The sequence below is a fragment of the Sorangium sp. So ce1504 genome (assembly GCF_051521635.1).
Taxonomy (GTDB): Bacteria; Myxococcota_A; Polyangia; order Polyangiales; family Polyangiaceae; genus Sorangium; species Sorangium cellulosum_B.
Genome location: NZ_CP150365.1, coordinates 3,165,898 through 3,189,289, shown reverse-complemented (window position 1 = coordinate 3,189,289; position 23,392 = coordinate 3,165,898). Strand labels below are relative to the sequence as shown.

The window sequence follows — 23,392 nt, the reverse complement described above, 5'->3', positions numbered from 1 at the left end:
CTTGGAACCGGCTCGCAGCCGAGCAGACGCGCCCCCCGGTCCGCCATTACGGCCCGCCGGAGTTCGTGACCTGACGTTCGTAAGGCCACGAGCCCGGGGCGCTGCGGGCGCTCAGGCGGCGCGGGGACGCACGTCGCCGGTCCCGGCAGGCGAGCCGATCTCCCACGCTCGACTGTAATGCGACGGAGACCCGCGCGTCTTCCCGCGGCACCTGAAAGGAGCTTCTCATGAAGGTCACGCACGCAATCTTCTCGATCGCGCTCGGCATCACCTCGGTCACCTCCGCGCTCGGCTGCTCTCAGCCCGCGAGCGCCGAGCCACAGAAGGGCCCTCGCGTGGTCGAGATCATGGTCCACGGCGCCTTCGTGCCCGACAAGATCGCCGCGGTCGAGGGGGAGCGGCTGGAGCTCCGGCTCGTCCGCCACGACAGCGGCGGCTGCACCAAGGAGGTCGTCTTCCCGAGCCTCGGCATCCGCAAGGAGCTGCCGACCGGACAGCCTGTGACCATCGACCTTCCCGAGCTGAAGGCAGGGGAGCTCCAATTCGCGTGCGGCATGGGGATGATCAAGGGCACCATCGCCGTCGCGCCGAGGAAGTGAGCAGCAGAGGGAAGCGATCTCTGGCTCACCGCGAGCGAGCCCTCCGGCTGGCGGATCGGCCGACAGGTGGGACACGGTACCTCCACGTAGGCGGCGCTCCGGAGAGGGGCGCGCCGCACCTCGATCACGTCGTCACGGCGCGCAGCGTCGCCTGGCACACCACCGCCTGACATGCCATCGACTCCGGATGCAACTCCTACGATCGATTGTCTTATGCTCAGGTGACCGACGGCGCGCCGATTGCGATGTCCTTGGAATGTACCGGCGCTTGTCCCTCGGCCTGGGCTTGCTCACTTCTCTCATGCTCGCGGCGGCCTGCAGCGGCGCGGGGAACGACGGCGGATCGGGCGGCGAGGGCCCGGGCGGCGGGGGCCCGGTCGCGGGCAGCGGCGGCGGCTCCAGCAGCTCGGTCGCAGGCAGCGGCGGCGGCTCGGCCGCGAGCAGCGGCGCCGGCGGCGAATCGCCGGACCGTTGCACGCTGCCGCAGGAGACCGGGCCCTGCGACGCGGCGATCCCGAGCTACTGGCACGATCCCAGCACCGGCGAGTGTGTTCCGTTCACCTATGGTGGCTGCGAGGGCAACGCGAACCGCTTCGAGTCGCTCGCGGCGTGCCTGGAGACCTGTCAGGGCACCACCACGGACATGGATGCGTGCGCGGCGCCGGGCGATTGCGTCCTCGCGCCGCCGCGCTGCTGCGCCTCCTGCGACCCGGTCGACGCCAGCGCGTTCGTCGCCCTCCACCGCGACGCGGTGTCGGATTTCTGGAATGCCAGCGGGTGCGGGGACACGCAGTGCGAGCGATGCCCGGAGGTCGGCGAGGCCGAGAGCACCTCCCAGTACTTCGCCGCCACATGCGAGAGCGGGCGCTGCGTCGTCGTCGACGTGCGCGAATCCCCGCTGACGGAATGCACGAAAGACGCGGACTGCGCCCTGCGCGACGGCGTCGGGTGCTGCGAGTCGTGCGACGGGAAAGGCATCGTCGCCCTCAACCCGAGCGGGGATCTCGGCGCCCTCGTTTGCCCCGAAGAGATCGTCGCGTGCCCTCCCTGCGCGCCCGTGTATCCGGAGGGAATGACGGCGGTGTGCTCGGAGGGCAGGTGTACGCCGCGGCTCTCCGAGGCGCCCTGAGCCCGAAGGGCGAGGACGTGCTGGGAGAGCAGGCAAAGGCGCTCTTCGGGGGCTGATCGGAGCGCTGGCCAACGAGACCGAGCCGCGATGCCGACGGGCGCGCGCCACGCGCGCCCAGGGAAGCGGGGACGACCTGGAGAGCGTCGTGCGAAAACGGCAACTCCGCACAGCTCTTCAGGTCGTCGATCGGGGCGCCCCCACACCGGTCCGTCCGGCGAGCGCCCGCTACAGACCTCCCTGCACGACCTGTGACGTTCCACCTCTTTTGGTATACAGGTGAGGATAGAGCAAGGGGCACGGATGAACTGTGAATCGGATCACAAGGATGTCATTGCTGAGAACGAGCGCCTGAGGCAGCGCATCCGGGAGCTGGAGGAGGCGGACAAAGAGCGGGATCACCTCCGCGCTGCGCTGGGCCGGAGCGAGGAGCATGTGCGCCTCTTTGTCACCTACACACCGGCCGCGTTTGCCATGTTCGATCGGGATATGCGTTACATCCTGGTCAGTCACCGCCACCTGGCGGATTTCGGCTTGCGCGAAGAAGATGTCCTCGGTCGGAGCCATTACGAGATCTTCCCCGACATGCCCGAGCACTGGAAGGCCATCCACCAGCGCTGCCTCGCAGGGGCCTCGGAAGGGAATGATGAGGAGCCCTTCCCGCGGGCCGACGGGCACGTCGAATGGGGGAGCTGGAGGATCTTCCCGTGGCACACGACGACCGGCGAGATCGGCGGGATCGTGCTGTTCTCGGAGGTGATCACCAAGCGAAAGCAGCTCGAGGACAAGCTCCGGATGCAGGCGAAGACGCTCCTGGAGCTGTCGGCGCCCATCGTGCCCATCCGCCAGGGCGTCCTCGTGCTGCCGCTGGTGGGCGCGCTGGACGCGGCGCGGGCGCAGCAGATGATGGAGAACCTGCTGAGCAAGGTGGTCGAGCGGCAGGCGCGGGTGGCGATCATCGACGTCACGGGCGTGCCGGACATCGACACGGGCTCGGCGAGCGCGCTCCTGCAGGTGGCGCGGGCGGTCCGGCTGCTCGGGGCGCAGGTCGTCCTGACGGGCATCCGGCCCGAGGTGTCCCAGGCCATCGTCCGCCTCGACATCGATCTCGCAGGCATCGTGACCCGCCGCGATCTGCAGAGCGGGATCGCGTTCGCCACCGCGACGAGCCCGGGAGCCTCGTCGCCGTCCCCGCCATGACGCCCCCTGCTAGCCTCGACCCGATGTCGCACGGCTCCTCGACATGAACGGCAACGGCTGGGACGGCGCAGACCGCGCCCTCCAGTTCGGCCTCCGGCGACGTCCCCCTCACCGGCGTGTGGTGATCGCTGGGAGGGCGCGCGCGTAGCCGCGCCACGGCCCGGTAGTGGTCACATTGGCCCGGAGAGAGTTCACATGAAGGCGAGAAAGCAGGAAGATCATTGTTCTTTTCGTCCCGCCTTCTCGCCTTCTGCCTTCTCGCCTTCATGTTCAAATTTGACCACTCCCCTCGGCAACGTCGCCCCCGAGGCGAAAGTCGTCGGTGAACGCTCAGCGGGGAGCCGTGGCGCTCGGTGCCAGGGCGCTGGCGCGGCGCTCGGCGGCCGGTTCTGAACCTCGACATCGAGCTGCCCGAGCCGGGCGTGATCACCTCGCTTTGCGCGAACGAGGAAGCGAGCGACGCTGAGGTTGCGCTGTGGCATCGCCAACTTGCGACCAATGGTCCGCGTGGTTCCTCCCTGTCTTCCCGGCGGAGCCCTTTTGCCCTCTCGATCCGCGCTCGGACCCCCTCCGCGCTCGCGCGGTCACTTGCGGCCAGGGAGCCATCGCTCAATTTGCTAAGCGTCGATGAGGCGCACTCGTCGCTGAAATGCGGCATTTATCGACGTTTCCCATCGCGCGCACCGATGAGCGACAAACGCCGTGCGCAGGAGATTTGACCATGAACAATCGATGGATCATCTCAATTGTGGCGCTTCTCTCCTCGATAGGGATGGGCGCCGCGGGCCGCGCAGCACACATGGAGGAGCCGGCGGCGAACAACCTGGCATCCGCCCAAGCTCCGGCGAACGGCGCATCGGCGGACACCCCGAGCGTTGATTCGCCGTTCGAAGCGCCAGACCAGTCGTGCAAGCTGGACAACTGTCTCCGCCCTCATGACCCCTGCACGTGCAGCAATACCGGGTGGGCTGGATATTGCGGAACCGGTCCGCACCACCCTGGGTGCCTCTACTGCCGCTGCGATTGACAGGGGCCGGCGAAATGGGGGCGCTCCGGTGCGCGCAGCGCTGTTCGAGGCAGCCGCGCAGGGTGGCGTGCGCGGCTCCGTGATCGCCGGGGCGCGGGCGGTGTCGTGTTAAGATGCCCTCGTGCCGAAGGAAAAGGCCAGGCCTGGCGAGACCCTCATCGCGCGCAACAAGCGCGCAGGCTTCAATTACGACCTCGGCGACCGCTTCGAGGCGGGGATCGTCCTGAAAGGGAGCGAGGTGAAGATGCTTCGCGCCGGCAAGGCCGACCTGACCGACTCGTTCTGCACGGTCCTCCGGGGCGAGGTGTTCTTGCACGGCGTGAGCATCGCCGCGATGGCCAGCGCCGCCTTCGGCCACGTGCCGAAGGGCGCGCGCAAGCTCCTCCTCCACCGGCGCGAGATCGAGCGCATCGACCTCTCGATCGCCCGCGAGGGGATGACCGCCGTCGCGACCCGGCTCTACTTCAAGAGCGGTCTTGCCAAGGTCGAGATCGCGCTGGCGCGGGGGAAGAAGAGCCACGACAAGCGCGAGACCATCAAGGAGCAAGACGCCGAGCGCGAGATGCGCGCCGTGGTGGTGCACGGGCAACGAGGGTACGGACGCGCGTGACGCTCCGCGAGCTCGAGGAGGACCCGGCTCGGGCGTCGATCGCAGGCCGGCGCCCACCCCGGACGAGGCGGCTCGTCTCGCTGGACGTTCTCGCGACGTTTTCGCGACGCTCTCGCCCGGAACGCCGCCCGCCGTGGAGCGCGCGATGACGTAGGATGGCGCGCGTTGGCCCGCCCGAAACGCCCGCCGTCAGGCCCCCACCCGCTCGAGCTGCCGGGCGACGCCATGCGCGAGATGGTCGAGCTCGCGATGGACCGCATCGTCCAGCACATCGAGAGCCTGCCGGAGCAGCCGATGCACGCGACGCGGGGGGGCAAGCGGGTCGCGCGCTCGCTCCGCGAGCCGCTGCCGGAGCGCGGCGTGCCTTACGAAAAGCTCCTCCGGAAGCTCTTCGGCAAGCTCATCCCGATGAGCCTGAACACGGCGTCCCCCGGTTACATGGGGTACATCCCGGGCGGCGGCCTCTTTCACGCGGCCGTGGCCGATCTGATCGCGGACGCGGTGAACCGGTATGTGGGCGTCTTCCAGGCCGCCCCCCTGCTCGTGCAGATCGAGGCGAACGTGATCGCCTGGTTCTGCGCCATGCTCGGCCTGCCCGAGGGCTCCGGGGGGATCCTCACGACCGGCGGCTCGCTCGCGAACCTCGTCGCGGTGATCACCGCGCGCCGCGAGCGCCTCCCGCCGGACTTCCTGCGAGGGACCCTCTATGCCTCGGAGGAAGCGCACCACTCGGTGACGAAGGCCGCGCTCCTCGCCGGCTTTCCGCCGGAGGCCGTGCGCGAGATCCCGGTGGACGGGCGCTTTCGCATGCGGACCGACGCGGCGGCGGAGGCGGTTGCGCGCGACCGGGCGCGCGGCCTCTCGCCTTTCCTGCTCGTGGCCTCCGCGGGCACGACGGGCACCGGCGCGATCGACGATCTGCCCGCCCTCGCCGGCCTCGCCGAGGCCGAGCGCCTCTGGCTGCACGTCGACGCGGCGTACGGCGGCTTCTTCGCGCTCACCGAGCGAGGGCGCGCGGCGATGCGGGGGATCGAGCGCGCCGATTCGGTGACGCTGGACCCGCACAAGAGCCTCTTCTTGCCGTACGGGACGGGCTGCCTCGCGGTGCGCGATCGCGAGGCGCTGCGGCGCGCGCACGCGCTCTCGGCGTCGTACATGCCGCCGATGCAGTCAGAGGACGATCTCGTGGATTTCTGCGCGATCAGCCCCGAGCTGTCGCGCGACGCGCGCGGGCTGCGGGTGTGGCTGCCGCTGAAGATGCATGGGGCCTCCGTCTTCCGGGCCGAGCTCGACGAGAAGCTCACGCTCGCGCGCGGCGCCGCCGACGCGCTCCGGCAGATGGCGCAGCTCGAGGTCGTGGCGGAGCCCGAGCTGTCGCTCCTCGCCTTCAGGGCGCGCCCGCCCGGCGTCGACGACGGGCCGGCGCTCGACGCGCTGAACCGGCGCCTCCTCGCGCGGGTGAACGCGAAGCAGCGGGTGCTGCTCACGGGGGTGGTGGCCGGGGGGCGGTTCCTGCTGCGGATGTGTATCCTGAGCTTCAGGACGCACGCCGACCGGGTGAACGCGGGGCTCGCCGACGTTGCGTCGAGCCTCGCCGAGGTGCTGGAAGAGCTCCGCGACGGGCCGCTTTCGCCCGCGCGCGGCGGCGATCAGCGCGGAGGAGCGGACGACGACTGAAGGGGCGCAACAGACGCGCTCGCCCGGCGCTGGCTCAGCTCGGTCTCGTGTAACAGCCAACCATCTCGACACCCACCGGCGAGAAGATTCCGAAGCTTGTCATGGCACTCACGCTGGCTTGGCTCCGGCGATCCCTTTACGATCGGGCCAAGGAGGTTCTTCATGCGCACGCATCGATCTGTCTTGTCGGCGACGCTCCTATCGGCCGTCGCCGTCGCGATGTCCGCCGTGCCCGGATGCGGGGACGACGAGGCGCCGGCGCGGACAGGAAGCGATTTCCTCTCCAGCTATGCGAAGGCCCTCTGCGACCGCACGTTCGCGTGCTGCGACGCGGCGACCCGGGCCGCGCATGGCCTGGACGCGAGCTCCGCCGACGCGTGCGCCTCGCAGCTCGAGGCGATCCTCGTCGCCGTCAGCAGCGGAGGCGAGGTGAAGGGCACCTTCGTCCCGGAGAAGGCGGAGGCGTGCCTCGCCGAGGTGCACGCGGCCCCCTGTGCCGAAATTGAAGTACTGGGCGTGCTTCTGGGGGTGAACGCCGAGTTCACGCCGTCCTGCCGCGATGCGTGGGACGGCTCCGTGCCCGAGGGCGGGACGTGCGGCAACAACTGGGACTGCGCCCGGGACCGCTGCGTGCGCACCGTCGACGCGAGCGGGCAGTCGACGTCGGCGTGCAAAGCGAGGGCAGCGGCCGGAGAGCCATGCTCGTCGAGGTTCGACTGCGACGAGGCGCTCCGGTGCGACCAGCCCTCACCGCCCGACGCGGGGACGTGCGCGCCACGGCTCGCCATGGGGGAGTCGTGCAAAGGAAGCCTCGACTGCCAAGAAGAGCTTCGCTGTAGTCAAGAAGGGACGTGCCAGGCGCGCGAGCAGGCGGGCGGTCCATGCGCTTCGGACGAAGACTGCGCGGCCGGCACGGCGTGCGAGGGCGATTCGTGCGCGCCGCTCGGCGCCGCCGGCGCGCCCTGCTCCGCCGATTCGGACTGCGCGTCCTTCGCGTGCAGTGATGCGACGGGCACCTGTGCCGACGTCTGCAAGGGCGACTGATCTAGAGCGACGGTCACCCGCTTCGGATACGGGCCCACCTCGACGTTTTCGGTGCTCAGCGCACCGGAGTGCGCTTGCGCGCCGAAAACGCCGATCTGGGCCCGTCTCCTGTGCGGGAGACCGCCGCTCTGCATGGTGCAGAGGTGGGCGGAAACCGCTGTGGTTCTCACGGGGATAGAGATCCGGGCGACGCCGCCTGGTCGAGGAGCGTGAAGGCGCGGAGCACCTCGGCGACGCTCCACGCCTGAGCGATGCAGCCGCGCGGCGCGAAGGGGGCGTCACCATCGAAGATCTCGCTGATCGAGCCGAGGCCGGCGGTGTTGATGTGGTCGCCCATCGGCGCGAGCAGCCGGCGGGCTGCGTCGGGATCGCCATAAACACGGAGGTGCGCCTCGACGAACGGGCCGATGAGCCAGGCCCACACCATGCCCTGGTGGTAAGCGGCGTCGCGGCGCTCCTGATCGCCGCCGTAGAACCCCTGATACGCCGGATCCGACGGGGCGAGCGAGCGCAGCCCATACGAGGTCAGGAGCGCCCGCGCACACGCGTCGACAACGGCGCGCTGTCGCTCGGGGGAGAGCAGGCTCTCGGGGAGCGACACGGCGAAGATCTGGTTCGGCCGGAGCGCCGCCTCGGCGCCGGCGGGCCCGTCGAGGACATCGTAGCAGTAGCCCGCGGCGGCGTTCCAGAAGCGCTCGAAGGACGCGAGGGCCCTCGTCGCCATCCCCTGATACGGCTCGGCGGGCTCGCCGAGGCGGGCGGCAAAGGCGACCATCGCCCGCAGCGCGTTGTACCAGAGGGCGTTGATCTCGACCGGCTTGCCGATGCGCGGCGTGATCACGCGATCGCCGACCTTGGCATCCATCCAGGTGAGCTGGACGCCATCCTGCCCGCCGCGGAGCAGGCCATCGCCCGGGTCAACCTGGATCCCATAACGCGTGCCCTGGATATGCCAGTCGACGATGCCCCGCAGCACCGGGAACAGATCGCGCAGGAGCCCGTCGTCGCCGGTCGCCTCGTGACAGGCGCGGATGGCCTGGAAGTACCAGAGCGTGGCGTCCATCGTGTTGTATTCGGGGTGCGCGGCGCCGTCGGGGAACCGGTTGGGCAACATCCCCTGATCCACGAAGGCGGCGAACGTGCGGAGGATCGGCGCGGCGATGCTCGCCTGTCCTGTCGAGAGCGCGAGGCCGGGGAGGCTGATCATCGTGTCGCGGCCCCAGTCCTCGAACCAAGGATAACCGGCGATGACGCTCTTGCCGGGGCTGCCGCCGGGGGTCTGCGCGCGGTCCACGACGAACTGGTCGGCGGCGAGGACGAGCTGCGAGACCCAGCCGGGGGCGGCGGCCGCGCCCGACGGGCGCGCCCCGCTCCACGCCGAGAGGAGGGCCCGATCGCGCGCGCGGCGGCGCGGGAGGGCCTCCCGATCGACAGCGGTGGTGTCATCTCCGGCGGCGGCGAGGAACACCACCGTCTCGCCGGGCAGGAGGGTCGCCTCGAAGGTCGCGACGTGGAGGTGGTCGTCGCGGTCGAGGAGCCCGCGCGCCGTCTCGGCCGGGAGCGCGAAGCCGCGGTAGAGCTCCGTCGCGGGGGTGGCCGCGCCGCCTTCCAGCTTGAGGAACAGCGGCAGCGCGTCGCCGGCCGTGACGACGCGGACGCCGCCCGAAGCGGCGCTGACCTCGGCCGGCCACGCGACGGTGCCGGTGTTGTGGAAGACGCGGTTGTTGGCGATGGCGCGCGCGGTGAGGCGCAACGGCTCGCGCGCCTGGAGCGCGGTGTAAGCGACGTAGGTCGTGTTCTGGCCGTGCTCCATCCAGACGCGCTTTTCGAGCAGCGCGTCGGCGCAGGCGTAGCGCCAGCAAGGGATCGAGCCCTCGAGCGCGAAGTGCTCGATGTTGACGAAGCCGCTCGGCGCGACGGCGCCGCTCGCCCAGCGGTTGGTCGCGAGGTCCCAGGCCGCGCCGCGGTAGGTGACGGTCTCGTCGAGCTTGACCAGCATCAGCCGCCGATCGACGGGCGGCCGGAGGGCGGCGACGAGCAGCCCGTGGTAGCCGCGCGTGAGCGAGCCGGCCACCGTCCCGGAGCCATAGCCGCCGATGCCGTTGGTGACGAGCCACTCGCGCTCTTCGGCGATCCCCAGGTCGCCGCAGATCTCCCTCCCCATCCCGACCATGCGCTCCTCCTCCGGGACTTCTATCGCCTACCGAACCGGCTCGACGCAACCCTCGAATTCGCCGACGGGCCCTCGGTCGGCCTCGCTATCGGCCGATCCCTCCCGACACCACGTTGCCCCCCCGCGACGCGCTATCGCTCGCCGACGACAGGCAGCGACCGGCGCGCCGGCGTGTCCTCGGAGGACGGGATGCGCGGCGGATCGGCCCACGACCCGAACCCCTGCGGCTTGGCTCCGGCGGGGTGACCGCCGATCGCCGTCCACAGGAGCCCCTCCACGTACGAGGACGGCGAGACAACGAACGTCACGTCCTTCGGCGCGGGGCCGTAGGCCTCGGTCCAGGCCGTGGGCAGCTCGTACCAGACGCCGGAATACCACATCTTGATGATGTTGCGGGCGATCGGCCCGAGCTTCTCGTGGCCGAAGATCTCCCGGCGCAGGAAGGCGTCACGCGCCTGGCGGTCGCTCCCCTGCCCCGCCCCGCCGTGGATGGCGAGCAGCTCGTCCACCACGGCGGCGCCGACGACATCATCGGCGGCCTTCAGATACGCCTCGGCCTGCCCGGTCCCATGCAGGTCGAACACGGCAAAGGCGGTCACCTCCGCGGAGAAGGCGAGGAATCGATCGAGGCGGCTCGACGCCGCGCTCGCGCCGGCGACCGCGGCAGGGGCGTCCGCGGCAGGGTAGAGCTCGAAGGTAGGCGCCGCGGTGAACTCGCTGTTTGGAAGCGGGTTGCGGATCAGCTGGGTGATCAGGTTGCGGAACTCGAACATCTGCGGCACGGCGCTCATCAGCAGCGCCGGCTCGCCGTTGTAGGCCCGCGTCAGCGTCTCGAGGAACTTCGCGTAAGCGCGGTTGAAGGCGACCGCCATGTCATACAGCTCGGAGCCGGCCGGCAGCTCGGCCAGCTTGACATCCGTCTTGATGGGATACGCGCCCTTCCAGTCGACGGTGAACGCCGGCCCTGTCGGCTGGCCCGGCTGGTCACCCGGCTGGTAGTAGCGACCCTGGGTGAGCTGTTCGAAGCGGTAATAGTGCGACAGCTCCTTTTCCCGATCGTAGATGCTGGATTCGGTGCCCTCGCCCTGCTCCATGATCAGGGTGATGGCCCGGCGCGCGCTGGCCAGATCGATCACGGGCAGCAGCTCGCCGCCGCCGGAATAGTAGTACTCCGGGGTGATCTGCCGCCCGCGATCGCCGATGAAGATCGTCTCGCCCCGGGCCTGCGCCTCCGCCTCCAGGCGGACGAGGCCGTCCTCGATGGCGGCGTAGAACTCGCCGATGCTATAGAACTGCATCTCGCAGTCGTCGGGGTTCACGCCCAGCACCGTGGCGCCGGCCGGGGCGGCGCGGCGGACGAGCCGCCCGCCTCCCTTCTTCGGCCGCTCGATCTTCTTGAAGGTCTCGATGGCCTCGATGCCGAAGGGGGCGATGTGGACCTGGAAGTCGGTCTCGCCGTCCGGCAGGTAGGCGGGGTAGCTGGGCACGAAGCCCTTGGCCGTCAGATCGGGCGTGCCCTTGACGGCGTTCATCAGGTTCGCCGCGAGGGTCAGGTGGAGCATCTCCTCGACAGCCACCACGCGCAGGATATGGACGGCATCCGGGTTGCTCCCCGGCTTGATCGAGTAGAGCGCCGCGAGGTACGGCGGGATCGTGGCGTGCTCCAGCTGGAGCGCGTGCTGCAGGTAATGGTGCAGCTCGGTGAGGGTCTCGATCTTGTTCCGCGGCGCGGGAGGTTCGGAGCGTCTGGAGTTGATCATGGGCGTACCTCCCGTCAGTGGAGCTGCTTGAGCATCGCGCGCGTGCTCCGGTAGCAGAGCGCGGCGAGGGTGAGGGTCACGTTGGCGGTGCCGACCGAAGGCATGCTGCCGGCGCCGACCAGATAGAGGTTTTCATGATCCCAGGAGCGCTGGTCGGTGTCGACGACCGAAGTGCGCTTGTCCGATCCCATGATGTGCGTGCCGGCCAGGTGGTTGCCCCCCCGGATGGCGTACCCCTCGCCCTCGTAGGCGACATAGCCGTAGTCGCCGGGGTCGTACCGGGAGAAATCCACGACGCCCAGGCGCGCGAACATGGTCCTGGCGAACTGCCGCGCGTACGCGGCGCCGCGCATCGTGTACTCCGGCACCGTGAACGAGACCACCGGGCGCATGTTGCCGAGGCGGTCGGTGTAGCGCGGATCGACGGTGACGCGGTTGCTCTCGCTCGGCAGCACCTCGAGCATGAACGCGAACAGGAGCTGGCGCGAGATGCGGTCGACGAGCCCGCGGCGCAGCTCGTCCCCGAAGTGGTTGTGCTGGTCCACGAGCTCGGCCAGATCCGTGAAGGGCGAGCCCGTCGCCCACCCCCAGCCGTCGTTGTGGATGTCCACGCTGAAGGCCGCCTGACTCCGCCGGAATGGCCCCGTGCGCAGGTCGATGATGCCGCCGGTGCAGCTCGTGCCGCGCGTGGTCCCGCAGACCTCGGGCATCAGCCCCCAGCTCAGCAGGTAGGAGTGGTCCATCAGGTTGCGGCCCATCAGCCCGCTGCTGCTCCGGACGCCCGAAGCCAGCAGGAGCCGCGGGGTCTCGATGGCGCCGGCGGCGAGCACGAAGATCTTGCCCTTGACGGTCACCGTCTCGTGCTCTGACGACTGCGGGTCCTTGTAGACCTTGACCTCCAGCGCGGTGACGCGCCCGCTCTCGGGATCGATCACCACCTTCGAGGCGACCGCCTGGACCATCAGGTCGACCCGCCCTGTCTCGAGCGCCTTCGCCAGCGTCTTGCCGGAATGATACCGCGCCTGCACCGGGCAGAGCGGCACGCAGTTGGTGTTGCCCTGGCAGCGCTCCCCCTCCTCCACCTGATGGGTGTTGACGGCGCCCACCGGCACGTAGCCCTTGCCGCCGTCGTATGCGGGGTTGGGAACTCCGTTGCGGGCCTGCGGGTACGCGCGGATCCGGATGGAATATGCCTGGTCGTGCAGCTTGACCTCGGTGCCGTCGATGCCCTTGCCGACCCTCTGGTCCAGGTAGGACAGCGGCAGGCCCTTCATCGGGTACACGTAGCCTTCAGGGAAGCGGAGCCCCAGGTACGTCTGCTCCCGGACGTCGGCGGAGACGCCGACCTCGCGCTCGGCCACCTGGTAGTCGGGCTCGATGTCCTCGTAGCTCAGCGGCCAGTCGACCCCCTGTCCGAACAGCGTGCGAACCTTGAAGTCGTCCGGCAGCATGCGGGGGGTCTTCGCCTCCCAGTGCATGGTCGTCCCGCCGAACACGCGCGTGTAGTTGGTGTCGGTGACGTAGGGGCCTGATTGCACGACGTAGGGAGCCGGGTCGGTCTCGCCGGGCTGGAGCTTGCGGAGCTCCGGGCTGCGCGGCATCCGCGCGTTCGGGTTCTCCGGGAACGGCGACTGGTTGTCCTTCGACGACGCCGCGAAGAAGTTGGCAAGGTAAGATTCATAGCCGGAGATCGACCGGTTCGTCCCCGCCCCCGCCTCCAGCAGCAGCACCCGCTTGCCGGCTCGGCTTAGCTCGTTGGCCACGATCGCGCCGGCGATCCCGGAGCCCACGATCACGGCATCATAGCCGTCATCGGCGGCCACCGCGCCGGCGTCCGTCCGCAGCGCCGTGTCAATTTTCAACAGCACGTCCCGCCCTCCCCATGTGGATGATGCCCCCCGATGTCCTAAATCAGAAGAGTTCGGTCGCTGTCAACCGCTTCATTGTATCGGTCACGTGACACCGGGTTCGGCGCTCCTGTCGCTGTCATGAGAGCGGGTCGACGCACGACGCAGGCGCACCGCGGCGTTCCCGTCCGCGCCTGCGCGTGGATGCAGCGCGTTGAGGCCGCCTTTCCGCCAGGGGACAACAAGGCCCACTCGCAGATACAATAACGAGGAGTTTCCCCGGTGCGCCACAGCTCCCCGCCCAGGGGGGTTCAGCCGCCGGCCCGCAGCTCGACGAGCAGCTCGTCGCAAACGGCGATCCGCGGATCGGCCGGATTGCACACCCACCCGCCGATCACCGGCAGCGCGATCTTGGTGCCGCTCGGCCCGTGGGTGAACACCGACATCGTGCCGACCTCCAGCGCCCAATCGGTGGGCTCCGGCGCCGCGAAATCGGCGACCTTCTCCAGGCTGCCCTCGACACGCTCCTCCTCCCCGCTCGCGAGCGTCCAGATCCGCCAGTCCTTGGCGCCCACGCGTGCGGCGACTCGCCTGCCGTCGAGCGAGAACCGCGGCGCCGGCTCGGAGAACCGCGGCCGCCGGCCCGACATCGTCGCCTGGCCGCAGCGCCGCACCATCGCGCCGTCCTCGGTCCGGACCTCGATCTGCCCGCCCTGCTGCACCGCGAGCAGGCTCGCGTCCTCGGCCATCCCCAGCGCCCAGCCGGCGAGCTCGAACGTCACCGTGCGGATGCAACGCCCGTGCGGCAGCTCGTGCAGCGCCACCGTCGTCTCTTCCTGGCGCAGCGCCGCCAGGCGCGACCCCTCGCGGTCGTACGCCAGCGTGTACCAGTGCGGAAAGCCGAGCGGCTCCTCCATCACCAGCGGCTCCCCGCTGCGCGCGTCCCACAGCTGCAATCCGCCGTGCGTGCAGATCAGGTGACGTGTCCCGAAGTGCAGCCACGGCTGCGCCGGTCCGCCCTCCAGATACGGTTCCAGCTCTGGACTGAGCCGCGCGATCCGCCGCCCGGTGCGACCGTCGAGCAGCTCCCTGCCGCACAGCAACCGCTCGCCGCTCGGATCGAAGCGCGGCGGGAACCCTGGCAGCGGCGGCCGCGTCCTCTGGCGCACGAGCTCCGCCAGCGACCAGATCCGCAGCGCCGCCCCGACCGTGGCCACGTGGTTGCCGCTCGGCGAGAGGCAGATCGCATGGCCGCCGATCGGCAGCACGTGCGCGCGGCCGTCGATCCACCCGATCGTCCCGCTGCGGTACGTCGATACCACCATCTGCCCGCCGCCATCGGTGACATCGGACACCGGCGAATCGGTCGCGAGCTGCCGCTCGACGGCCAGCGTCTCGGGATCGACGACGTACACGAATCCTCCGGCGTATTCGTCGAGCGTCCCGTACACGATCAGGCGCGAGCCGTCGGCCGAGAGCTGCGCGTCCGCGCTGCCCTCCTCCGGGCACGGCAATGCCACCCGCAGCGCGCCTTCCGACCGGACCAGATACGCCGGCCCCCACCCGTCCGTCACGAACCGCGGATACGCCGGCGCGGCCGCGTCGTCGGGCGGCTCCGGCTCGATCACGGCGCGGCCCTCGGTCCAGCGCCAGCGCAGACGCTCCCGCCGGCGCTCCTCGGGCGGCTGCGCGCTCGGGTGCAGCCGCCTCGCCGTCAGCACCACCTCGTCCTCCGACGCGAAGCGCGGCACCTGCAGCCCGGCGAGCGACAGCTCCTCGTCGGAGTACAGCTCGGCGAGCAGACCGTCGGGCATCGGCAGTCCGCGCAGCGGGCGGATCCACGGGCGCCCGCGCGCTGCGAGCTCCTTCGTCCACGCTTGGTGGAGCGATGCCAGCGCCTTGACGCCGAACGTCCGCGTCAACAGGCAGCTCCCCAGCGAATCGGGGTACTGCGTCCACAGCCTGCGATCGGCGTCCAGCGCGCGACGGATCCGCAAGCGAACCGCCTCGTCGCGCAGCTCCGCCAACCACGCCTCGACGGAGCCGGCGGCGAGGGCGTACTCGAGCGCAGCGAGGGCGGCAGGCATGCCTCGTTTATCGCACGGACCCGCCCAGGTGAGCGGTCGTTCCCGGGCCTCCTCGGCACCTCCGCAGGCGCCTGCGAGAAGGAGCGCTTCGCTGACCGCCGCGCGACGGGCAGGACCGGCGCGATTGGAGCGGTCCGATCATCGACACGCGCAGTCGACCGAGAGGGTGTAGCTGCCTTCGGCCCCTGCGTAGCCGTCCACCACCAGGTAGGATGTCTGGCCTGGCGCGCTCGTCCAGCTCACGGTCTCGACGGTCTGTAGATCCAGCGGGGTCGAGGAAGCCATCTCGTTCGACTGGATCGGGTCGCAGGCGGACAGCAGCAGGAGATCCAGGTCCGTCGCGAGGTTCTCGAGCTTTGCGACCATCATGCACTCGGTCGTCGAGGAGAAGGCATAGACCGTCTCACGCCCCGACTCGGCACGAGCGGTCCGGTCGTAGGCCGTCCACACGTTCGCGCGCCCCTGGCTCGTCGTGCTGTGATTCAAACGATCGCCACACGAGATCGGTAACGCTCCCCCACACGGGTCGGCCGCACCGTCCACGCCCCCGCCCGCGACGCTGCCCCCGGCGCCACCCGGGTCGCCGCCGGTGCCGGCCGTTCCCGCCGAGCCGACGGCGCCGCCCTCGCCGCTGTTCGCGACGGATCCGCCGGCACCGCCGCCGCCACCGGTGGCGCCAGAGCCATTGCCGGCAACGCCACCCGTCGCGGCCGCCTCGTGCACATCGTTGCCGCACGCTGCAACCATGAAAACCGCGCAACCAAGAGCCAAGTGGAGTCGAAGCACGTTGCCTCCTTCCGTTCCGCCTGCGCCCCGCAGCATATCATGCCAATTCGGTGATCTGCCGAGGCGCTCCTCGCCGAGAGCGGCCTCCTGCGCGCTATGCTCGGTCATGCTCGCGTCCAGAGGTCGCCTCATGTCCCGCGCGGACATCGCAGCGCTCATGCTCGTTCTCCTCCTGCCAGCCGCGTGCGCTCACGGCCCGGCCGCGCCACGCGCGGCGCCGTCGCGGTCCGCCGACATCGCGGCGCTGCGGCTCGCGGACTGGCAGCCCATACCGCTTCTGGCGCTCGAGCGCACCGCGATCATCCACCTGGCCGTGCCCGCCGTCGATGTCCACACGCACCTGCACCGTGTCGTGGACGTGGCGGCCGAGGTCGCGCGCATGGACGCGTTCCACGTCGAGACCATGGTCAACCTCGATGGCTCCTCGGGCAAGCGCCTGGTGCGCGAGCTCGAACGCTTCGACCGCGCCTATCCAGGGCGCTTCCTGACCTATGTCAACCTCGACCTCACGCTCGTGGGCGCCCCGGGCTGGGGCGAGCGCGTGGCCGCGCAGCTCGCGACCGACTTCGAGGCCGGGGCCAAGGGGCTCAAGATCTTCAAGGAGCTCGGGCTCACGGTGCGCACGCCCGACGGCCGGCGCGTCGCGCTCGACAGCCCGGATCTCGAGCCGGTCTGGCGCACGTGCGCGCGCCACCGCCGGCCCGTGCTCTGGCACGTGGCCGACCCGGCGGCGTTCTTCGCCCCGCTGGACGCGAAGAACGAGCGCTGGCACGAGCTGCACGAGTTCCCGAGCTGGTCATTCGCGGACAGGACGCGCTTTCCAACCCGCGCGCGGCTCTTCGAGGAGCGCAACCGCGTGATCGAGCGCCACCCCGACGTCACCTTCGTGGGCGCGCACATGGCCAGCTCGTCCGAAGACCTGAAGCAGCTCGCGGGCTGGCTCGATCGCTTCCCCAATCTGCAGGTCGACATGTCGGCCAGCATCAGCGAGCTGGGCCGGCAGCCGCGCGCGGCGCACCGCTTCTTCGTGCGCTACCAGGACCGCGTGCTCTTCGGCACCGACCTCAAGAGCGCCAGGACCGCAGGCTATGAGGTCTATGCGCGCTTCCTCGAGACCGAGGACGACTACTTCGATACCGAGGCCGCGAACGGCCGCCAGGGGTCCTGGAGGATCTACGGTATGCACCTGCCCGCGCCCGTGCTGCAGAAGATCTACCGCGACAACGCGCGCCGCCTGCTCTGGCCTGCAGATCCCGATCGGCTCGCGGCGCCCCCGTGACGCTCGGCGCCCGGCGCGACACACGATGTTCCGTCCGGCGCGACGCGCGTTGTGCGCCGTTCTGCCCGTCACAAGCGTTGTTTTACTTGCCGTTCATTCCGTCGTCTGCTCGCTCATCTCCGCTCTCGCCCTGGCCGAGGCGAAGCGCTCGATCGCCATGCCGGCGGCCATCGCCGCGACGAACGCGAGCACGGCGCTCGATCCGGTCGCCAGCGAGACGAGCGCCGGCCCCGGGCAGTACCCGGCGAGACCCCAGCCGACGCCGAAGAGCCCGGCGCCAGCAACGAGGCGCGCGTCGATGTCGGCGCGGGTCGGGACGGCCGCGCGGTCGGCCAGGAGGGGAAACCGCGGCGCGCGGGCAAGGCCGGCCGAATCGACGCCGCCCTCGCGCCGCCGCCAGCGAAGGACGCGGTAGGCCAGGAAGTGCACGGATACCGCGCTGGCCATCACGAACGCGAGGCTCGGGTCCCAGCCGCCGGCCACGTCGAGGAAGCCGATGACCCTGGACGGCTGGGTCATGCCGGCGACGCCGAGCCCCACGGCGAACAGCAAGCCGGCGAGGAACGCGACCGCGCCCTGCCTCATCGCGCCCCCCCGAGCAGGTGCCGGCTGACGTACACCGTGATGGCCGCGGTCGCGATGAACGTCAGCGTGGCGACGAGCGACCGGACCGACAGACGGCTGAGGCCGCAGACTCCATGGCCGCTCGTGCACCCGTTGCCGAGCCGCGCGCCCCAGCCGACGAGCAACCCGGCGACGATCACGAGGCCGAGCGACCCGCCGCCCCCCGCTGAGGGGAAGGCGACCGGATGCGCGGCGACGAGCGCGAGGCCGCCGAGGAGGAGGCCCGCGACGAACGCCGCGCGCCAGGCGGTATCGCCAGGCTTCCGGAAGAGGAGCCCTCCGACGATGCCGCTGATGCCAGCGACCTTCCCGTTGAAGAGCAGCAGGAGAGACGCGCCCAGGCCGATGAGGGCGCCGCCGAGGAGGGGGCCTATCACGGTGAATTCATTCACGATGTGACCTCGCTGAGACACCGGTGGCCAGCATAGCAATGCGCGTCATCCACGGAAGACGAACCACCACGCGGTGCGCAATTCCGGAGCCCGCGCGGCGGTTGTCGGCCGGCCCGCCGGCTCGCGCGCCCCCTGCCCCGTCCGCCACCGCTCGCCGCGCAACCGCTGCTGCGAGCGCGCGGCGCCACACCCCGCCTGGATCGCCGCCCGACAGAGCGGGTGGGGCTGGGAGCGGGCGTATCACACACGGCGCCGGCGGACGGCCGAGATTGTGCCGGGTCCCAGAGGTGCTGGTGTATACTGACGGCCGATGGCCCACGCAGGCTCGGACGCGGCGGAACCGTCTTCATGGCGCAGGATTCCGCGCGTCGGGGATGTCGTCGGCGGCAAGTACCGCGTCGAGCGGGTGCTCGGCCGCGGCGGCATGGGGATCGTCGTCGCGGCGCACCACACCTCGCTGCGCCACCGCGTCGCGCTGAAGTTCCTGCTGCCCGAGGGGCGCACCACGCCCGGCGCCACGGAGCGCTTCTTCCGGGAGGCGCAGGCCGCGGCGGCGATCGCCAGCGAGCACATCGCCCGCGTCATCGATGTGGGGCAGACCGACGACGATCTGCCCTATTTCGTGATGGAGTACCTGAATGGCATCGATCTGGAGGCTCTGCTCGAATCGCGGGGTCCGCTGCCCGTGGAGCAGGCGGTCAGCTACGTGATCGAGGCCTGCGAGGCGCTCGCCGAGGCGCACTCGCTCGGGATCGTCCACCGCGACCTCAAGCCGGGCAACCTCTTCCTCGCGAGCCGCAAGGACGGCTCGAACCTGATCAAGGTGCTCGACTTCGGCATCTCGAAGGCGTCCGAGGAGGGCGTGCTCGGCTTGAACGCCCAGCTGACCGCGTCCGCCGTGGTGCTCGGCTCTCCCCGCTACATGTCGCCGGAGCACATCCGCAGCACCCGGACGGTGGACGCCCGCAGCGACATCTGGGCGCTCGGCATGACGCTCTATCAGCTCCTGACAGGGCGGCTGCCGTTCGAGACCGAGTCCGTCTCGGCGCTGTTCGTCAGCATCGTGACCGACGTGCCCGTGCCCCCGCGCAGCCACCGGCCAGAGCTCCCGCTCGCGCTCGAGTGGGTCATCCTGATGTGCCTCGAGAAGGATCCGGCGCGCCGTCCCCAGACGATCGCCGAGCTGGCCACGCTGCTCGAGCCGCTCGGGTCGGAGTCCGCGCGCCAGACGGTGGCGCGCATCCTGCGCAGGGCGATGGGGAACGAGGCCGTCGACGCGCCGCCGGCGCCGGACCGCCTGCGGGCCATCGACGAGGAAGCCGAGACCCTGACCGGGCCGATCGGCCCCACGCGTGGGTCCCGGCACAGCTTGAGCGAGCAGGCGAAGGAGCGCGCCTCCTCGATGCCACCCACGCAGGCGTCCGTCGCTCCACCCGCCCTCGCGACGGCGGCCTCACCCTCGATGCCGCCTGCGCGGGTGTCCGTCGCTCCTCTCACGCTCACCGCCACGGCCTCGCCGTCGGTGCCGCCCGCGCGGGTGTCGGTCGTTCCTCTCACGTTCACCGCGGCGGCCTCGCCGTCGGTGCCGCCCGCGCAGACGTCGGCTGCCGGACCTCCCTCCGTGCACGCGTTGCCCCCGGACGAGTCGCTGGCGCCGACAGCGGCGCCGTCCAGACGGGGCGAGCGCGTCGCCGCAGGGGATCCACAGGGGCGGCGCCGGCGAAGCATGGTCGCGCCCCTCGCGGCGGCGGCGCTCGTGGCGCTCCTCGGGGGCATGGCGGCGACCGCGTGGCTCGGGCGCGGCGCGGCGCCGGCCGCGGGCGCGCCGCCTGCCGGCGAGGCGGCCTCGCAGGCCACGCCGGCGCAGGGCGAGCCTTCTGCGCCCTCGCGCGAGGATCCCGGGCCTTCGTCCCTCCCGCCGTCGGAGGTCGCCTCGCCGCCCACAGCCGCGGCGGCCGCCGCGGCGAGCGGGTTCGCCACGGCCGGCGCCGCGCTCGCGCCGCTCGGCTCGGCGAGGGCGGGCCGCCCGCGCGCGGTGCTCGCGCCGTCGTCGCCGTACCCGGCCAGCAGCGAGCCGGCGCCGACGAAGGCGACGCGCCTGCGCGAGCACCGCTAGCTGCATGCGTCGAGCGCCCTCGAGCACGCGCGCTCGCCGGTGGAGGCTCGCCGCGGTGCCCCTCCTCGCAGGCGCCCTGCTCCAGGCCCCCGCCGCCCGCGCCGACGGCGAGGGCCAGGCCGACGAGGCCGACCTCCACTTCGACCTGGGCCGCGACCTCTACAAGCAGGGGCAGTTCCAGGCCGCCCTCGAGCACTTCCTCGCGTCGAACCGGCTCGTGCCGAACCGCAACGTCGTCTTCAACATCGCGCTCACCTACGAGGAGCTCGGCCGCTTCGCGGACGCGCACCGGTACTACGACGACGCGCTCGAGGGCGAGGCCGACCCGGAGGTCGTCGCCGAGGTCAGGGCCGCGCTCCAGCGGATCGCGCCGCGCGTGGCCGTGCTCCAGATCGTCACGTCGCCGCCCGGGGCCAGGATCTACGTCGATCGCAAGGACCTCGGCGCGCGCGGCACGGCGCCGCGCCGGCTCGCCATGTCCGAGGGGCGCTACCGGATCCTCGTCGAGCTCGCGGGCTACGAGCCCGTGGCCGTGGACGACGTCCCGGTGAAGCTGGGGCAGAGCAAGGAGGTCCTCATCGTGCTCCGCCGCATCGTCGGCACCGTGCGGGTGGACGTGCGCGGCGCGAGCGAGGCCACGGTGCACGTCGACCACGACGGCGCGCCGCCCGCCTGCACCGCCCCGTGCGATCTCGATCTGCCGCCGGGCCGCCACGTGCTCCATTTCTCGCGCCCGGGCTTCGAGGCGGCGCCGCAGCCGCTGACCGTCGCCGCGCACGAGACGGTGCCGATCACGGCGACGCTCAGCCCGCTCACCGGCTCGATCCTCGTGCGCGCCGACGAGCCCGACGCCCTCGTCGAGATCGACGGCCGCCCCATGGGCTTCACGCCGTCGGTGATCCAGGGCGTCGCCGTGGGCCGGCGCCGCGTCCGCGTCAGCCTGCGGGGCTTCGCGCCCGTCGAGCGGACGATCGAGGTGACGGCCGGCCAGCAGGCGGAGCTGCGCGACGTCACGCTGGCGCCGCTCCGGGAGGTGTCGTCGGCCTCGCGCGTCCTCGAGCGCCTGGAGGACGCGCCCGCATCCATCAGCGTCATCGAGCAGCACGAGCTGCGCGCCTTCGGGTACCCGACCATCGCCGAGGCGCTGCGCGGCACGCGCGGCATCTACCTCTCGAACGATCACGTCGTCTACTCGGCCGGGATCCGCGGGCTCGGCGAGCCGCTCGACTACGGCAACCGGCTCCTCGTCCTCTCCGACGGCCACTCGACGAACGACAACGTGCTGAACGCCTCGTTCGTGGGCTCCGACGCGCGCGACGACCTCCACGACGTGGATCACATCGAGGTCGTCCGCGGCCCTGGCTCGCTGCTCTACGGCACGGGCGCGCTCTCGGGCATCGTCAACCTCGTCCCGCGCGGGCGCGACGAGCCCACGAGCGCGCACGCGGCGGCCGGCACCTACTACGACGGCGTGGGCCACGCGCGCGCCGGGTTCCACTACAACGCCCGCAGGGACGCGGGCGTGCAGGCGAGCGTCTCCGGGGCGCGCTCCGACGGGTTCGACGTCCCGGTGGCGCTGCGGGACCCGGGCGAGGGGCCGCGCGTGCAGATCGCCGAGCGCGCCGAGACCTTCCGGGCCGGCGGCACGTCCGGGCGCGCCTGGTACGGGCCGTTCACGGCGCAGTGGATGTACCACGCGCGCGAGCAGCTCGTCCCGATCGGCTACGTGGGCACGCGGCTCAACGACCTCGGGACGAGCTACGAGGACGCGCACATGATGGCCGAGGTGCGCTTCGAGCCGCGGCTCACGCCCGACCTGCAGCTCATGGCGCGCGCCCACGTGAACCGCTTCGTCTGGCACGGCGCCTACGCGTTCGACGAGGCGACGATCTTCGAGCAGCAGCACGGCACCTGGCTGGGCGGCGAGCTCAGGGCGGCGTGGACGCCGCTCCCCTGGCTGAGGGTCACCGGGGGCGGCGAGGTGCAGGCGCACCCCGAGGCGACGCTGAGCAGCGTGTTCACGGACGGCCGCGCGCGCACGAAGCCCGTGCCGTACCGCTTCGGCGCCGGCTACCTCATCCTCGACAGCTCGCCCGCCCCGTGGGTCCGCCTCTCGTGGGGCGCGCGCCTCGACGTCTACAGCACGTTCGCGCCGATCGTCGTGCCGCGCGCCGCGGTCATCCTCCGGCCCGCGCCGGGAGGGGTCCTGAAGATCATGGGCGGGCGCGCCTTCCGCGCCCCGAGCATCTCCGAGCAGTTCTACACCGACGGCAAGACGCAGGTGCCCGCCGTCGACCCCGAGCGGGGCCTCGTGCTCAAGCCGGAGTCCATCGCTTCCGCCGAGATCGAGTACTCGCAGCGCCTCGGCGACGACTGGACCGCGCTCGGCGCCGTTCACGCGAGCAAGCTGTCGGACCGGATCACCTCCGCCGAGGACAGCCCCGGCGTGCCCGGCGTGGCGCGCTACGTGAACAGCCGTCGAGACGCGTTCGTGGCGGGGGGTGACGTCGAGCTCCGCCGCGAGTGGCGCCAAGGCTGGATGCTCGCGGCGACGTACGGCTACCAGCGCGGCGAGCTCAGGCGCGGCGAGCGGCTGATCAACGCGCCGGAGCACCTCGCGTCGTTTCGCGGCGTCGCCCCGGTGGTGGAGCGGCTCGCCTCCGCCGGGCTCCGGATCAACCTGGAGGCGCCCCGGCGCATCGGCCGCAGCTCGGCCGACGAGACCGCGGGCGCGATCGTCGCGGACCTCACGGTGTCCGGGGAGCTCCAGCGCTTCCACAGCCGCTATGTGATCGGCATCTACAACGCGATGGACACGCGGTACGACTACCCGGCCGCGGAGAGCTACCTCTCGGCCACGAGCCGGCAGAACGGCAGGACCTTCCTCGCCGAGATCACCGTCAGCTATCCCTAGTTCTGCGTGTCAGAGATCCGTGAGGGATGTTGGCGGCGGCGAGCGGGCTGCGGAGGTGGTGCCTTGTCTCGCCGCGTAGCCCACCGAAGCGGGCGGCCCGGAGAGGAGTGACATTGGGCGGCGGCGGCTCA

The 23,392-nt window shown here is 71.2% G+C and carries 15 protein-coding genes and 1 pseudogene; 9 read left to right on the top strand and 7 right to left on the bottom strand.

The features are described from left to right. Nucleotides 1-227 precede the first annotated feature (227 nt). The 6 genes from WMF39_RS12380 (at nucleotide 228) to WMF39_RS12355 (ending at nucleotide 7,283) form a co-directional block, all read left to right on the top strand. Nucleotides 228-599, top strand: coding sequence for a cupredoxin domain-containing protein (locus WMF39_RS12380; protein ID WP_437745734.1), 372 nt, complete (start codon nucleotides 228-230; stop codon nucleotides 597-599). A gap of 286 nt (nucleotides 600-885) precedes the next feature. Further along, entirely contained in the window at nucleotides 886-1,728 is an 843-nt protein-coding gene (locus WMF39_RS12375; RefSeq protein WP_437745733.1) for a BPTI/Kunitz domain-containing protein, read from the top strand. Nucleotides 1,729-2,028: 300 nt separating this feature from the next. Next, a complete protein-coding gene (locus tag WMF39_RS12370) occupies nucleotides 2,029-2,925 on the top strand; it encodes an STAS domain-containing protein (protein WP_437745732.1) in 897 nt (298 codons plus the stop codon). A gap of 1,148 nt (nucleotides 2,926-4,073) precedes the next feature. Then, entirely contained in the window at nucleotides 4,074-4,562 is a 489-nt protein-coding gene (smpB, locus tag WMF39_RS12365) for an SsrA-binding protein SmpB (RefSeq protein WP_012234932.1), read from the top strand. 165 nt (nucleotides 4,563-4,727) lie between these two features. Then, complete coding sequence (locus tag WMF39_RS12360) at nucleotides 4,728-6,239, top strand: pyridoxal phosphate-dependent decarboxylase family protein (RefSeq protein WP_437745731.1); 1,512 nt, start codon at nucleotides 4,728-4,730, stop codon at nucleotides 6,237-6,239. A 162-nt stretch (nucleotides 6,240-6,401) separates the two neighbouring features. Continuing rightward, nucleotides 6,402-7,283, top strand: coding sequence for a hypothetical protein (locus WMF39_RS12355; RefSeq protein ID WP_437745730.1), 882 nt, complete (start codon nucleotides 6,402-6,404; stop codon nucleotides 7,281-7,283). Between the two features lie 166 nt (nucleotides 7,284-7,449). On the opposite strand, the gene WMF39_RS12350 is transcribed toward WMF39_RS12355, so the two are convergent. The 5 genes and pseudogenes from WMF39_RS12350 to WMF39_RS12330 form a co-directional block, all read right to left on the bottom strand. Further along, complete coding sequence (locus WMF39_RS12350) at nucleotides 7,450-9,456, bottom strand: amylo-alpha-1,6-glucosidase (protein WP_437745729.1); 2,007 nt, start codon at nucleotides 9,454-9,456, stop codon at nucleotides 7,450-7,452. A gap of 650 nt (nucleotides 9,457-10,106) precedes the next feature. Next, nucleotides 10,107-11,216, bottom strand: a pseudogene (locus WMF39_RS12345) (ferritin-like domain-containing protein); the annotation flags it as partial. A 14-nt stretch (nucleotides 11,217-11,230) separates the two neighbouring features. Continuing rightward, nucleotides 11,231-13,084, bottom strand: coding sequence for a GMC family oxidoreductase (locus WMF39_RS12340; RefSeq protein ID WP_437745728.1), 1,854 nt, complete (start codon nucleotides 13,082-13,084; stop codon nucleotides 11,231-11,233). A 290-nt stretch (nucleotides 13,085-13,374) separates the two neighbouring features. Then, nucleotides 13,375-15,150 (bottom strand): WD40 repeat domain-containing protein, encoded by a 1,776-nt coding sequence (locus tag WMF39_RS12335; RefSeq protein ID WP_437745727.1) that lies wholly within the window; start codon nucleotides 15,148-15,150, stop codon nucleotides 13,375-13,377. A gap of 138 nt (nucleotides 15,151-15,288) precedes the next feature. Continuing rightward, the gene (locus WMF39_RS12330; RefSeq protein ID WP_437745726.1) at nucleotides 15,289-15,897 is read right to left on the bottom strand and encodes a hypothetical protein; all 609 of its coding nucleotides are present in this window, start codon (nucleotides 15,895-15,897) and stop codon (nucleotides 15,289-15,291) included. 169 nt (nucleotides 15,898-16,066) lie between these two features. On the opposite strand from WMF39_RS12330, the gene WMF39_RS12325 reads away from it, so the two are divergent. Further along, complete coding sequence (locus tag WMF39_RS12325) at nucleotides 16,067-17,215, top strand: amidohydrolase family protein (RefSeq protein ID WP_437745725.1); 1,149 nt, start codon at nucleotides 16,067-16,069, stop codon at nucleotides 17,213-17,215. A 93-nt stretch (nucleotides 17,216-17,308) separates the two neighbouring features. Here WMF39_RS12325 and WMF39_RS12320 read toward each other — a convergent pair whose 3' ends face one another. Then, nucleotides 17,309-17,800 (bottom strand): DUF6691 family protein, encoded by a 492-nt coding sequence (locus tag WMF39_RS12320; protein WP_437745724.1) that lies wholly within the window; start codon nucleotides 17,798-17,800, stop codon nucleotides 17,309-17,311. Then, nucleotides 17,797-18,231: a YeeE/YedE family protein gene (locus tag WMF39_RS12315; RefSeq protein ID WP_437745723.1), complete on the bottom strand. Its 435-nt coding sequence runs from the start codon at nucleotides 18,229-18,231 to the stop codon at nucleotides 17,797-17,799. Before WMF39_RS12315 ends, WMF39_RS12320 begins: the two co-directional genes overlap by 4 nt. Before the next feature lie 310 nt (nucleotides 18,232-18,541). Between WMF39_RS12315 and WMF39_RS12310 the strand changes: the two genes are divergently transcribed. Next, nucleotides 18,542-20,347 (top strand): protein kinase domain-containing protein, encoded by a 1,806-nt coding sequence (locus WMF39_RS12310; protein WP_437745722.1) that lies wholly within the window; start codon nucleotides 18,542-18,544, stop codon nucleotides 20,345-20,347. 55 nt (nucleotides 20,348-20,402) lie between these two features. Then, nucleotides 20,403-23,261, top strand: a complete 2,859-nt coding sequence (locus tag WMF39_RS12305) for a TonB-dependent receptor domain-containing protein (protein ID WP_437745721.1) — start codon at nucleotides 20,403-20,405, stop codon at nucleotides 23,259-23,261. Nucleotides 23,262-23,392 lie beyond the last annotated feature (131 nt).

What these genes read in the sequence shown, in the direction of transcription:
- WMF39_RS12310 (WP_437745722.1), top strand. Translation starts at nt 18,542, where the DNA reads ATGGCCCACGCAGGCTCGGACGCGGCGGAACCGTCTTCATGGCGCAGG.
- WMF39_RS12320 (WP_437745724.1), bottom strand. Translation starts at nt 17,800, where the DNA reads ATGAGGCAGGGCGCGGTCGCGTTCCTCGCCGGCTTGCTGTTCGCCGTG.
- WMF39_RS12370 (WP_437745732.1), top strand. Translation starts at nt 2,029, where the DNA reads ATGAACTGTGAATCGGATCACAAGGATGTCATTGCTGAGAACGAGCGC.
- WMF39_RS12350 (WP_437745729.1), bottom strand. Translation starts at nt 9,456, where the DNA reads ATGGTCGGGATGGGGAGGGAGATCTGCGGCGACCTGGGGATCGCCGAA.
- WMF39_RS12355 (WP_437745730.1), top strand. Translation starts at nt 6,402, where the DNA reads ATGCGCACGCATCGATCTGTCTTGTCGGCGACGCTCCTATCGGCCGTC.
- WMF39_RS12335 (WP_437745727.1), bottom strand. Translation starts at nt 15,150, where the DNA reads ATGCCTGCCGCCCTCGCTGCGCTCGAGTACGCCCTCGCCGCCGGCTCC.
- WMF39_RS12325 (WP_437745725.1), top strand. Translation starts at nt 16,067, where the DNA reads ATGTCCCGCGCGGACATCGCAGCGCTCATGCTCGTTCTCCTCCTGCCA.
- WMF39_RS12380 (WP_437745734.1), top strand. Translation starts at nt 228, where the DNA reads ATGAAGGTCACGCACGCAATCTTCTCGATCGCGCTCGGCATCACCTCG.
- WMF39_RS12330 (WP_437745726.1), bottom strand. Translation starts at nt 15,897, where the DNA reads ATGGTTGCAGCGTGCGGCAACGATGTGCACGAGGCGGCCGCGACGGGT.